Source organism: Candidatus Bathyarchaeota archaeon (assembly GCA_026014685.1).
Classification (GTDB): Archaea; Thermoproteota; Bathyarchaeia; order Bathyarchaeales; family Bathycorpusculaceae; genus Bathycorpusculum.
In genome coordinates this window covers 239,749-251,909 of record JAOZHW010000007.1, presented here as the reverse complement: position 1 = coordinate 251,909, position 12,161 = coordinate 239,749, and the positions used below count along the sequence as shown (strand labels likewise).

Sequence of the window (12,161 nt, the reverse complement as noted above, 5' to 3'; positions counted from 1 at the left end):
GTGGTGCAAAGCAGTTACCCCAAAGTTTCAGTTATCGTGGCGTCCTACAACAACCAAGACACCATCGCTGAGTGCCTCAAATCCGTTTTGGCACTGGATTACCCCGCGGGCTACGTGGAAGTCATCGTTATGGACGGCGTCAGCAAAGACGAAACCGTCAAAATCGCCCAACAATTCCCCGTCAAAGTCATCTCCATCCGCCTCAACGCACCCGCCGCCTACAACTACGCCCAAAAAATCGCCAGCCACCCCATCTTAGGCTTCATAGACTCCGACGCCAAAGTCGAATCGGATTGGCTAAAAAAGCTCGTTCCACACCTTGATGAGCCGCAGGTGGCAGGGGTCAGCGGCAGCATCGAAACATGGAACCAAGATAACCCATGGGCGCGCAGCATCGGGTACGAACTCAAAAACCGCTACCGCCGCCTCGGCAAATACACGGGGCGCATAGCCACCATGAATCTGCTGCTCAAAAAATCTGTAGTCGAAGAGGTGGGCGGCTGGGATGAGAAGCTACCAAGCCAGTATGATACGGATTTTGGGTTTCGAATGGCATCTAAGGGCTACAAAATCGCCTACGAACCCTCTGCAGTCTGCTACCACTACAATCGCCCCACGTTGAAGGCGTATTATCGGCAGCAGTTGCAGTACGGCAAGAACACGCTTAAACTCTACTTCAAGCATGGACGATTGGCCAAGGGCGACGAAATCACCGATGTGGGCATGAATGTGCAGCCTGTGTTGCTTTTGGGGGTTGCGGTGTTGTTCTTTTTGGGTTTGGTGCCGATGTTGCGGTTTCTGTGGTTTGGTTCGCTGGCCGTTCTTTTGGGTATGCTGATTTACTTTACGTATTGCGCGGCTAAAATCTCCGCCAAATATGGCGATTGGTCGGCTATGCGGCTTGTTGTGCTTTATTTTGTGCGGTCTGGGGCGTGGTTTGATGGCGCTGTGTCAACCACACTCACCTTCATCACTGGGAGGGGAAAACAGTGACTAAGGTCTGCTTCATATCCCCCGAATATTGGCCACTCACAGGCGGCACAGGCAGCTACGTCTACTACCTCAGCAGCGAACTCCTAAAAAACGGCTACCAAATCTACGTCGTCACAGGCCAAAACCAAACCAAAGACGTCCATGTCAACCCGCAGCTCGACGTTTCTTTTCTGAAAATCCCCAAAACCCCCATCGTTAAATCGTTTATGCTCGCAGCCGCCAGCAACCGCAAACTCCAAAGCGTCCGCCACACCGCAAACGTAGACGTTATGCATCCCCAGTTGCCGTTGACGCCCAACTGTGCTGTGCCGCCCAACTTTGGCAAAACATTGGTCTGCACCGTGCACTCCACATGGAGGGGCGAAGCAGACGCCATCCGTGGCGAACCCTACATGCGCCTAAACGCCAACGAAAAGTTTCTCGTCAGCTTCAACGGGTTCCTGCGGTTCTTTGAGGAAGGTATGCTGCATCGGGCGCGTAAAATCATCGCGGTTAGTCACTTCACTAAGTGGGAACTCACCAACTACTACAAGATTCCCGCACACAAAATCAGAGTCATCCACAACGGTGTAGACATCCAAAAATTCCAACCTGCCACTGACAAACGCAAAATCAAAGCAGCACTCGGATTTAACCCCGACGACATCGCCATCGTCTCAGTGGGGCGCCTCTACGCACGCAAAGGGCTATTCACTCTCATCGAAAGCATGCCTGCCGTCGTGAAGCGGTTTCCCAACGCTAAATTTATAATCAGCGGTAAGGGTCAAAGCGACGAAATGCAAAAACTCATCGCCCACGCCACCCGCCTCGGCGTCATAAACAACATCGTCTTCACAGGCTACTACCCCGACAAAAAACTACCCCTGCTCTACCAAGCCGCCGACGTCTTCGCTTTCAGCACCTTCTATGAGCATCACCCCTTTGCAGTGTTGGAGGCGTTGGCAACAGGTTTACCTGTAGTGACGACAACGGTGGGCGGCATCCCCGAAACAATCCAAAGCGGCAAAAACGGCTTCCTTGTTAAGCCCTTCGATGAAAAAGCATTCGCGGACAGAATCCTCCACTTGCTTGAGCACCCAGCGGAGGCCTCTGAGATGGGGGTAAAAGCGCGGCAGACGGTGGTTGAGCAGCTGGATTGGCGCATTGTGGTCAAAGACGCCATGAAAGTCTACCAAGAAGCGCTTAGTTAGGCAATTTGTACGGGTTCTTTTCGGTAAGCTTGTGTAACCCTCTGGAACAAGTGCACAATGTCGAGTGAGCAGAAGAAAAACTTGGTCAAATACTCATGCTGATAAATCATCATCTGCGCCTTCACAGGCAGGTCAATTCGGGGCGGCTCAAAGCGGTGCGCAACCTCCCTTACCTGCAACCCTTCAACTTGGATGGCGTCTCCGTTGAAGCCCGATTTGTCGGCGACATATTTGAGGTAGGTTTTCTTCCAATCCAACATCATAACTTCTGCGGCGACGATGTCCACTGCCAAGGCGTCGTTGCCCGTTAGGAATAAGCCCATTTTGACGGGTTTGCCTTTGGTTGGGCCGTTGCCCTCGATTCCGATGCGGGCGTCCATGATTGTAAGCGACGGCTTGAAAAGAGAATAGAGCCGATAGAACACTTCAGGCAGATACGGATGCAGATAGATGCGGCGGTTGCTTGGCACGCATCCAAAGAGGTTCTTGACGGCTCCACTGTACGCCATAAACTCATGCGTCTTCATTAGCGGCAAATCGACGACGGCGTCTGCGTCTATGATGGTTTTGGGAAGGTAGAGCCTTTTGAGAGGTGTGTTGGTCTGGAATTTTACTTCAACTACTTTGTCCTCAGAGAGGTTGATGACTTTTCCGCCTGCCGCCTCAACCGCTGCCTGCACCCCCGTTTTGTCAAAGGCGGTCCAGCAGGGATAGTTGAAACCGTTGGATTCACCGACTATAACTTCGCTGTTGGCGTCGCGTAAGAGGCTGACGACTTGACGCATGACTTCGGGGCTGGTGACGACGCCGGGCAGGTATTCGGGGTGGCTGAGGTTGGGTTTGATGTAAATCCGTTTTTTGCCTTTGAGGTTAGCTTTTGAGACGGCTTCTTTAATGATGCCGCTTACGTCGTTGCCTGCACGGCTGATTTTCACCGTGTTAGCTGCCATTTTGGATTTTCACTCCGTTAAGACAGCCTGGGTCACCGTTTAAGGTGTCTCCGTTATGGTAAGCTGCGCTGCGTGCTCGGCATCCGCCGCAGATGTACTTGTAGGTGCATTTGCTGCAGCTGCCTTTGAGGTTAGCTCGGTTGCGGAAGGCGTTAAAGAGCGGCGCGTTTAGCCAGATGTCTTTGAATGTGCGTTCTTTAAGGTTACCCACGTTAACTGGAAGGAACACACAGGGGCGCACGTCACCCTGCGGAGAAATGGCGCAGTAGAGTCTTCCTGCTCCACAGCCGCCTATGAACTCACCCAAGGGCACCGCTTTCTTTGTGACTTTGACGGTTTGCATATGCGCCAAAGCCATCGTGACTTCCCCTGTACCTGCGTCACCTTGACATTGAGCTGCAACCCGAGCCAACTGCGGCGCCGTTGCGAGTATGGTGGTTTTGCAGCCTGCCGACATACGATTCAGAAGGTAGCGCATTACGTCTTCGCGTTCTTGTGCTGTTAGGTCTTGGTCGGCGTGGTCTTTGCCGCGTCCAGCAGGGATAAAATTGAAGTAAGTAAACCGTTCCACTCCCAATTCTTCAGCTAAATCGATTATAGCAGGGAGCTCCGCCATGTTGTTTTTGCCAACGGTGGTGGCGATGCACGTGCAGATGTCGGCTTCGATGCAGTTCTTGAGACCCGCAACAGCACGGTCGTAGGCGCCGTTTACCCCGCGGAAGTCGTCATGGGTTTTCGCAGTTGCCCCATCGATGCTAATATCAACGTAGTTAACTCCCGCCTGTTTCAGTTTAGCAGCGTTCTCCCTATTTAGTAGGGTGCCGTTTGACGCTAAAGAAATGTAGAGACCTCGGTCTGAGGCGTGTTTTGCAACTTGGAAGAAGTCTTTGCGTGTGAGGGGTTCGCCGCCGCTAAACGCCAACGCCGTAACATGCGCATCAGCCAACTGGTCAACAACGTTGAGTGCCTGCTCGGTTGTTAACTCGTCAGGCTCGGGTTCGCCGCTGTTGCTGTAGCAGTGCTTGCAACGCAAATTGCATTTGTGGGTGAAATCCCAAACCACCAAAAAAGGAGCTACAAGCGAAATTGGCTTCTTTATGCCGAAGTGCTCAAAAGATTCAACCAAGTTGAGGACAGCGTTGCGCGCGTATCTGTCCGTTAGGAGCTTCTCGACTTTAGCCCGTTTGAATCCCAATGCCCTGCGTAGGAATTCTATCCAGAACGCGATAATCTGCGAGTAGAGCCCACTGCATTTGCGGCATTTTTTGTCGGTTTTGCCGCCGTAATCATCCAGCGCCGCTTCAAGAACCGTTCTGCCGCAGGCTGGGCACTTTTTAAGCGAGAGCTGGAGCATCCGCTTGGTCATGGGCATGGAGACGATGCCGTTCCAGAATGTGTCATGAGATAGGATGCTCATATGCGGGCTTCTCGAGGCGGGTTTGATAGTTAATTTGAGGTGGGGGAGATGTAAAGATTTCTCTAATTGCTTTTTGTTATCAACTTAGATTTAATAGCAAAAATGGTCCCCTTGAATAACAACGGAAAACTGCAAAACGATATAAGATCGGATAACCCACGAGCAGATTGAGAAGGAAGATGAATCGGCAAATCAAAGTAATCCTTGCCACATTTTTGGTTACGGCCATAGCAGTTTCTTCTTTAGTAATCTACCAAAACAGCCTTCTCAGTCCAGAAGAACCAATAGGTTCATGGCAACGCCCAATCGGGCACTTCGCAACTGCACTGACAAGCGCTAATGGCAAAGTGTTTACCACAGACGCACAATACAACGTAAACTGTTATGACGCCAAAACTGGGCGATCCATCTGGAACGGTTCAGGTTTGGGCTTAGGTGCACTGATTCAAAGCGAATTGGTGGTTTCTGAGGGAATTGTTTGTGGAGCCAAAAGACATGGCGCGGTTGGCTGTTTGGATGAAGCTACAGGACAATTCAAATGGATCCAATATGGGACAGCGGTCCGATTTCATGTAGCTGACACGGTTATAGTGAATAATGGAAGGGTTTTTGCTGTTTCAGCAGGTTTCGGGGGTTATGTTATTGCTATTAATGCATCGACGGGGGATTTGATATGGGAGGCTGTACGCTATTACGGGAGAACCGTTGGCAACATTACTGACCTCAAAAATTGGCGGGTTAGTGGGTTTCCATTGGTCGGCAACACATTTGATGGTAGTTGGGTATACTGTATTGGCGGCAACGCATCAGACGTATACTTTTTCAAGCTGGACACAAAAAACGGCAATATCCTTTGGCAAACAAACACAGAATCAACACTTGAAACTCTTCCAATTATTATAGCTATCACCCAACGTCAAGTCATAATAGCTAACATTACACAACTCATTTCTTTAGATGAAACCTCAGGTAAAATCCTTTGGACTTTCGATGTCGGCGCTTCAATCTATCAGGCAACATCAAATGGGAACCTGTTATTTTTTGGCGCTGGTAACGGCAACCTCTATGCAGTAAACGTCTCTGAAGGCAAACAGGTGTGGATAAGTAATATTGACAGCAAAAACCTGTTGACTAATGTGGACGATGACAAAATAACCCTGACAACATACCCCATTCAAATTGACACTAAAAACAACCGTTTATACTGGAGCTTCGGTGTAACCCAAAAACTGGTAACCAGCAGTTCAAACAAAAACTACACGTACACAGGAGTCGTCTGTAGCCTTGACTTACCCAACGGCAACCTGACGTGGATACAAGTGATAGAGAACAAGGGTAGCTTTTATAGTCCCTCAGCAGGCATGGTCGTCAACAAGGGTACAGTTTATTTAACGGAACACACTTCGCTTTGGATATTGGACGCTTCAACAGGCAACTTGACGGAGCTCCATCGGTTCGACCATTTTGTTCTGCCGCCAGTAAAAGACGGCGACCAAGTGTTTATTGCTGGTGACCTCTGGCTCACAGCCTGTACATAGCCACTTTTTGATGTAGTAACCTCTCCATTTGCTTAACCAGTTTGTTCTTTATATAAGGGAGGGGAGGTCAGCTTTGAGACGTCGCGTGGCTCCAGAAGTTGTAGGTACGTTCGTATGCGTCCCTAAATAAGAGGGAAAGAGAAAATTGTAACTGATAACGCCTCTTGTGGTCTGTTTTGCTGCTAAAAAGCGCCTTTTTAGCCCCTGTGTTGGACAAGTTTTAGGTTTTCCTTTTATAGGAAGGTTTTTAGTATAGTTATTGTATGAGTCTGTGAAAAAGTCAACAGGATAAATGAGGTTAACATATTATGTCCGTATTTGCAGCACCAGGAGCATATGACCGTGCAATCACAGTTTTCTCGCCTGATGGTCGACTCTTCCAAGTCGAATACGCGATGGAACTCGTCAACCGCGGAGCCACCATACTTGGCATCCAAACCTCAGACGGCTTAGTCTTGGGGTCCGAGGAAAACATAGAAGCCCTCGAAGAAGCAGGCTTCTCATACAAAATCTTCCGCGTAGACGACCACATAGGCGCAGCCATCGTTGGATTAAGCAGCGACGCAAGAATCCTAATCGATCAAGCACGCATCTATGCTCAAAGTAACAAACTAACATACGATGAACCCATCGATGTAGAAGTCGTCACCAAACGCATCTGCGATATCCAACAAATGTACACCCAACATGCAGGTGTCCGACCGTTCGGTGTATCCATAATCTTCGGCGGTGTCGACAAAACAGGCGCACGAGTATTCGGCACACATCCAAGTGGAACATACCGCGGATACAAAGCCACTGCGTTGGGTGCAGGACGAGAAACAGTCCTAAACATCCTAAAAGAGGAATACAAAGAAGACCTAAAACTAGACAGCACCATCAAACTGGCAGTGAAATGCCTCATAAAGGCACTGGAAGCACGGCAGCTACCGCCAAGAATCAAAATAGCGATCATCCCAGCCTCAACCAAAAAGATGGAAATGCTAAGCGACGACAAAGTCGAAGGTTACATTAAAGAGCTGGGTTCAAGCAAGTGACAAAGTAATGAGTGAAAAGTTCACCGTCGCACGCTTAACCCGAGAAAACGAACACTTCGAAATCCTAGTAAAACCCAACAAAGCACTAGACTACCGAAGCGGCAAAATCTCAGGAATAACCGAGGTTTTAGCTGCAGAAATCATTTTTTCTGACGCAAACAAAGGCACCAAAGTCTCCGAAGAAGCCATGAAAAAAGCCTTCAAAACGGTGGATCCACTCAAAATCGCAGATGAAATCATAAAGAAAGGAACCCTCCAGCTTACAACCGACCAAAGAAGAAAAATGGTCGAAGACAAAAAAAGACAAGTAATCGACTTCATTTCTCGTCAGGCAGTTGACCCAAAAACCAACTTGCCGCATCCACCCATGCGCATCGAAAACGCCATGGAGCAAATCCGCTACCCCATCGACCCGTACAAACCTGTCGAGGAACAAGCCAAAGACATAGTTAAACTTCTGCGACCCATACTGCCACTCAAAGTGGAGCAAATCAAGGTTGCAGTAAAAATTCCCACACAGTACGCCGCCAGAGCATACGGCACCGTCAAAGCACTCGGCACCATAAAACGGGAAGAATGGCGCGGTGACGGCTCATGGTACGGTGAACTCGAGTTGCCCGCAGGATCATACGCTTCACTGCTAAATAAGTTGGGCGACGTAACTAAAGGAAGTGGAGAAGCAAAAATAATCTAAGTAACATGAAAAACAAAAAATGGTGATTTTATGCCAGCATTCTTTGAAAAAAAACAGCTCGTAACGCCCGGAGAATTACTCGCTGAAGGCGACTACTTACCCGGCGAAAACACGTTTGTAGAAAACGGCAAGATTTATGCCTCAAGGATTGGACTCGTAGACAGCGACAACAAAAAAGTCAACGTCGTTGCACTCAGAGCATTCTATGTCCCAAAAACAGGTGACATAGTTATCGGCACAGTCATTGAAGTAGGCTTCAACGGCTGGACAGTGGACATCAAAGCACCCTACACAGCCATGCTCCGAGCCTCAGATGTCTTGAGCAGACCCTTCAAACCCCAAAACGATGAATTAAGTGCAGTCCTAAACGCAGGCGACCTAATCGTTGCCAAAATCGCATCCTACGACCGCGCACACGACCCCCAATTAACCGTGGGCGAACCCGGCTTGGGCAAGATTACACGCGGTCAAATTCTCAGAGTGACCCCGACAAAGATTCCACGCATCATCGGACGCAAAGGCTCCATGATTTCTATGATTAAACAGGAAACCAACTGCCAAATCATACTCGGCTTAAACGGTGTGGTCTTGGTCACTGGCAAAACCCCTGAAGATGAGGAAGTTGCCATCGGAGCCATACGTAAAATTGAAGAAGAATCCCACACCAGCGGCTTAACTGACCGCATCACGCAGTTATTGAAAGAAAAGAAACAACCAGCTAAATTGGAGGAAAATAAAGTTGAATGAAAAACCCGATAAACTAATCGACAAAAAGGGCATCCGTGGAGACGGACGAAAAGCGGATGAACTTCGCCCCCTAAAACTTCAAGTCGGCGTACTCTCAAACGCAGACGGCTCAGCCTACATTGAACACGGCAAAAACAAAATTTTAGCCGCAGCATTCGGCCCAAGAGAAATGCACCCCAAACACCTAGCACAACCAGACAGAATGGTTCTAAGATGCCGCTACCACATGGCACCTTTCAGTGTACAGGAACGCAAATCCCCTGCACCCTCACGCCGCGAAGTAGAACTCAGCAAAGTCATAAAAGAATCCCTTGAACCAGCACTTTTCTTGGAACTTTACCCCCGCACAGGTGTAGATGTTTTCGTAGAAGTCCTGCAAGCAGACGGCGGAACCAGATGCGCAAGCATAACCGCCGCAGCGTTGGCAATCGCTGACGCAGGAGTTCCCATGCGTGACTTAGTTGCGGCATGCGCCGCAGGCAAAGTTGACGATACAGTCGTCTTGGACCTCTATGACGCTGAGGATAAACTCGGTTGTGCAGACGTGCCTGTTGCCTACATGCCCAGCTTAAACGCTGTTACCTTGCTGCAGATGGACGGTATCCTGAGCCCTGATGAATTCGAGAAAGCAGTCAACATGGCAATGGATGGCTGCAAGAAAATCTACGCCCTGCAGAAAGAAGCACTCAAAACTAAGTACATGGTTGTTAAGGAGGTCGAAGAGTAATGTCATCACCTATAACTAAAGTACGTCTAAAGCAAATTGAAACACTCCTCGAAAAAGGCAAACGCCTCGACGACAGAGGCTTACTGGATACCCGCGAAATCAAAATCGAACAAGGAATGATCGAGAAAGCTGAAGGCTCAGCCCGCGTTTTACTCGGAAAAACCGAGGTTCTCGTCGGCGTAAAAATCGAAACAGGTGAACCTTTCCCAGACACACCAAACGAAGGTGTAATGACCGTCAACGCAGAACTCGTTCCTCTTGCTTCACCAAACTTTGAGCCTGGTCCACCTGACGAAAACAGCATCGAGCTCGCACGCGTCGTCGACAGAGGCATAAGAGAATCACACGCAATCGACACCGCTAAACTCTGCATTGAACCAGGCAAAAACGTCTTTGTGGTTTTCGTAGACGTCTACGTTTTGAACCACGACGGAAACCTCATCGATGCTTCAGCCATCGCAGCCATCGCGGCTTTGCTAAACACAAAGATGCCTAACTATGAAGTTAAAGACGGCGAAGTCAAAATCAAACAAGGCTACACACCACTACCGATGAAAAGCCACCCAATAACTGTCACTATCGGCAAAATCAACAACAAACTGCTAGTTGACCCCTGGCTTGAAGAAGAATCCGTTATGGACTCACGTATCACCTTCGCAACCAACGAAGACGGCAACATCTGCGCCATTCAGAAGGGCGGGTCGAGCTCTTTTACACCGCAACAGATTTTAGAAGCCTCAAAGATTGCTCTGGACAAAGCAGCAGAACTGCGCAAGAAACTCAACTGGTGAACATAGTTGCCTAAGATGAAGAAAGTTGGTCCAACTCGAGGACTCGGAACACGTTACGGCGCCACAGTAAGGAAACGCTACGTTAAAGTCATAACTGAACTCAAGAAACCCCACCGATGCCAACAATGCGGCTTCACCCGAGTTAAACGGGTAAGCGTCGGTGTTTGGCAATGCGGGAAATGTGGGTTCAAATTTGCAGGTGGAGCATACACGCCCCACACTAAACTCGGCGCTGTTGCGAAGCGTGCAGCGAAAGGCATGCCAGTGGAAGAAGCCCAAAAACAGGCTTCTGAAGCTGAAGTTGAATCGGTTGAGCCGGCAACAGAAGAAGCCACCGAGTAAACTTTTCCTTTTTTAATTTTTAGTTTTTGTTTATTAATCATGCTTGTTTTTGTTCATAGTGAACGTTATGTCTAAAAACGCAAAAGCCACCATCCATTTACGATTTGGGAACCAAAAACAAATCGACACCCTTCTTGCTGCGTTGATGCCTGAAGTCAAAGCACCTCCAACACACCGCTCATCAGTAACGCTTCAAAAAGGTGATTGCACCCTAACTTTGATGGTGACTGCAGAAGACACGGTTGCACTTAGAGCAACACTTAATGCTTACCTAAGATGGATAAACTCAACCCTAAACGTCCTCAACGTTATTGAAAAAACCTAACGGCTCTCGGTTGAATAACCCCCTTCTATTTTAGAGACGCATACGTTTCCGTATCCGCAAATAGCTGGAACCACGCGACCTCTCAGCGTGTACCTCCCCTCCCTTATATAAAGAACAAGCGAATGAGTATTGCCCAAGTGAAGCTTATGCTAATACGTGAAACCTCCGACGCAGACTTAAATGACATACTGTTGGTTGAGCGGGCGGCTTTCAACAGGGACGCAGAGGTTAACTTGACCCGTGACCTCTTAGTTGACCCATCCGCCAAGCCGTTGCTGTCGCTACTCGCTTACGTTGATGGACAGCCAGTTGGGCATATCCTCTTCTCCAAAGCAACAGTCGTCGGCGCCCCCAACATCAAAGCCTCATTCCTCGCGCCCCTCGCCGTCATCCCCGAGTTCCAAAAGCAAGGCATAGGCGGCACCCTCATCAATAAAGGCCTAGAACTCCAAAATCAAACAGGCACAGACCTCGTTTTTGTGCTCGGACACATAGCATACTACCCAAAGTTCGGTTTCACGCCGGCCTCAAAATTGGGCTTCGAACCCACATACCCCCTCCCCGCAGAAGTCGCAGACGCATGGATGGTGCAGGCGCTTCGCCCCGGCGTAATCGGCAAAGTTTCTGGCAGAGTGCTCGGCTCCGACACCATGAACTGACAAGAAGCATGGCAAGAAGAATAGGTTTTGATCTGCATAGACGTCTACCCTCTATAAAGCGCTGAAAATATGTTGACATAGTTTTATTAAACGACTCAACCGAGTAGGTACTGGTGGAAAACGTGAAGGCACTCATAGTTTATGGCACCCGCTACGGCGCATCCGCAGGCACAGCTGAAGAAATCGCCTCAGTCCTCAGAGGCGAAGGCTTTGACGTTAAAGTTGTAAATGCTAAAGAAGAAAAAATCAAAGACCTCAACCCATACGAGCTCATAGTTGTGGGCAGCGGGTTACAGATAGGAAAATGGACCAGTGAAGCAGAGGATTTTCTTAAACGCTTCCAAAACGACTTCGCCAACAAAAAACTGGCATTGTTTGCTTCGACGATGAAGACGGTTTCGGAGCGACAGGGCAAAACCCAAGACGTAGAAGTAACCCGAAAGTTCGCCTTAACCGACAAAGTCACCAAGTACAGTCTGCAGCCCATCTCTTTGGGTTTCTTTGGCGGAGTGATTGATTACAATAAGATGAATTTTTTGTTCCGCAAAACGTTGGGTTCAATTCGTCAGCAGCTAGAAAAAGACGGTTTCAAAGAAACCTCACCTGGAGTCTACGACCTGCGTGATATGGAAGAAATTCGAAGTTGGGCAAAAGATTTAGCTCAAAAAGCAAGTCAAACCTGACAAGGCTGCATGAAAAACTGCTTCTCTTCTCGGGCTAACTTTTTATCTCATCATCCAAATTACCTCGA

The 12,161-nt window shown here is 48.8% G+C and carries 14 protein-coding genes; 12 read left to right on the top strand and 2 right to left on the bottom strand.

Features of this window, described 5'->3' with window-relative positions:
- Both NWE96_05595 and NWE96_05590 read left to right on the top strand, forming a co-directional pair.
- Entirely contained in the window at positions 1-993 is a 993-nt protein-coding gene (locus tag NWE96_05595; protein MCW3983451.1) for a glycosyltransferase, read from the top strand.
- A complete protein-coding gene (locus NWE96_05590) occupies positions 990-2,183 on the top strand; it encodes a glycosyltransferase family 4 protein (GenBank protein MCW3983450.1) in 1,194 nt (397 codons plus the stop codon). The genes NWE96_05595 and NWE96_05590 overlap by 4 nt, the downstream gene beginning before the upstream one ends.
- Here NWE96_05590 and NWE96_05585 read toward each other — a convergent pair.
- Positions 2,180-3,133, bottom strand: a complete 954-nt coding sequence (locus tag NWE96_05585; GenBank protein MCW3983449.1) for a DUF362 domain-containing protein — start codon at positions 3,131-3,133, stop codon at positions 2,180-2,182. The genes NWE96_05590 and NWE96_05585 overlap by 4 nt on opposite strands.
- Positions 3,123-4,550: a radical SAM protein gene (locus tag NWE96_05580; GenBank protein MCW3983448.1), complete on the bottom strand. Its 1,428-nt coding sequence runs from the start codon at positions 4,548-4,550 to the stop codon at positions 3,123-3,125. Before NWE96_05580 ends, NWE96_05585 begins: the two co-directional genes overlap by 11 nt.
- A gap of 179 nt (positions 4,551-4,729) precedes the next feature.
- On the opposite strand from NWE96_05580, the gene NWE96_05575 reads away from it, so the two are divergent.
- From NWE96_05575 to NWE96_05530, 10 genes are all read left to right on the top strand, one after another.
- Positions 4,730-6,088 (top strand): PQQ-binding-like beta-propeller repeat protein, encoded by a 1,359-nt coding sequence (locus NWE96_05575; GenBank protein MCW3983447.1) that lies wholly within the window; start codon positions 4,730-4,732, stop codon positions 6,086-6,088.
- A 308-nt stretch (positions 6,089-6,396) separates the two neighbouring features.
- Positions 6,397-7,125: an archaeal proteasome endopeptidase complex subunit alpha gene (psmA, locus tag NWE96_05570; GenBank protein MCW3983446.1), complete on the top strand. Its 729-nt coding sequence runs from the start codon at positions 6,397-6,399 to the stop codon at positions 7,123-7,125.
- Between the two features lie 7 nt (positions 7,126-7,132).
- Positions 7,133-7,819, top strand: a complete 687-nt coding sequence (locus tag NWE96_05565) for a ribosome assembly factor SBDS (GenBank protein MCW3983445.1) — start codon at positions 7,133-7,135, stop codon at positions 7,817-7,819.
- A gap of 30 nt (positions 7,820-7,849) precedes the next feature.
- Positions 7,850-8,566 carry an exosome complex RNA-binding protein Rrp4 gene (gene rrp4 / locus NWE96_05560; GenBank protein ID MCW3983444.1) on the top strand — a complete coding sequence of 239 codons (717 nt, stop codon included), beginning with the start codon at positions 7,850-7,852 and terminating at the stop codon, positions 8,564-8,566.
- Positions 8,559-9,293 (top strand): exosome complex exonuclease Rrp41, encoded by a 735-nt coding sequence (gene rrp41 / locus NWE96_05555; GenBank protein ID MCW3983443.1) that lies wholly within the window; start codon positions 8,559-8,561, stop codon positions 9,291-9,293. Before rrp4 ends, rrp41 begins: the two co-directional genes overlap by 8 nt.
- Complete coding sequence (gene rrp42 / locus NWE96_05550) at positions 9,293-10,084, top strand: exosome complex protein Rrp42 (GenBank protein MCW3983442.1); 792 nt, start codon at positions 9,293-9,295, stop codon at positions 10,082-10,084. The genes rrp41 and rrp42 overlap by 1 nt, the downstream gene beginning before the upstream one ends.
- A gap of 15 nt (positions 10,085-10,099) precedes the next feature.
- Positions 10,100-10,426, top strand: coding sequence for a 50S ribosomal protein L37ae (locus tag NWE96_05545; GenBank protein MCW3983441.1), 327 nt, complete (start codon positions 10,100-10,102; stop codon positions 10,424-10,426).
- A 67-nt stretch (positions 10,427-10,493) separates the two neighbouring features.
- Entirely contained in the window at positions 10,494-10,751 is a 258-nt protein-coding gene (locus NWE96_05540) for a KEOPS complex subunit Pcc1 (protein ID MCW3983440.1), read from the top strand.
- Positions 10,752-10,873: 122 nt separating this feature from the next.
- Positions 10,874-11,410: an N-acetyltransferase gene (locus tag NWE96_05535; GenBank protein MCW3983439.1), complete on the top strand. Its 537-nt coding sequence runs from the start codon at positions 10,874-10,876 to the stop codon at positions 11,408-11,410.
- 113 nt (positions 11,411-11,523) lie between these two features.
- Positions 11,524-12,093 (top strand): flavodoxin domain-containing protein, encoded by a 570-nt coding sequence (locus NWE96_05530; protein MCW3983438.1) that lies wholly within the window; start codon positions 11,524-11,526, stop codon positions 12,091-12,093.
- Positions 12,094-12,161 lie beyond the last annotated feature (68 nt).

Excerpts from the sequence above, each read along its gene's own strand:
- NWE96_05585 (MCW3983449.1), bottom strand. The coding sequence starts at position 3,133 with ATGGCAGCTAACACGGTGAAAATCAGCCGTGCAGGCAACGACGTAAGC.
- NWE96_05580 (MCW3983448.1), bottom strand. The coding sequence starts at position 4,550 with ATGAGCATCCTATCTCATGACACATTCTGGAACGGCATCGTCTCCATG.
- NWE96_05575 (MCW3983447.1), top strand. The coding sequence starts at position 4,730 with ATGAATCGGCAAATCAAAGTAATCCTTGCCACATTTTTGGTTACGGCC.
- psmA (MCW3983446.1), top strand. The coding sequence starts at position 6,397 with ATGTCCGTATTTGCAGCACCAGGAGCATATGACCGTGCAATCACAGTT.
- NWE96_05565 (MCW3983445.1), top strand. The coding sequence starts at position 7,133 with ATGAGTGAAAAGTTCACCGTCGCACGCTTAACCCGAGAAAACGAACAC.
- rrp4 (MCW3983444.1), top strand. The coding sequence starts at position 7,850 with ATGCCAGCATTCTTTGAAAAAAAACAGCTCGTAACGCCCGGAGAATTA.
- rrp42 (MCW3983442.1), top strand. The coding sequence starts at position 9,293 with ATGTCATCACCTATAACTAAAGTACGTCTAAAGCAAATTGAAACACTC.
- NWE96_05545 (MCW3983441.1), top strand. The coding sequence starts at position 10,100 with ATGAAGAAAGTTGGTCCAACTCGAGGACTCGGAACACGTTACGGCGCC.
- NWE96_05540 (MCW3983440.1), top strand. The coding sequence starts at position 10,494 with ATGTCTAAAAACGCAAAAGCCACCATCCATTTACGATTTGGGAACCAA.
- NWE96_05535 (MCW3983439.1), top strand. The coding sequence starts at position 10,874 with ATGAGTATTGCCCAAGTGAAGCTTATGCTAATACGTGAAACCTCCGAC.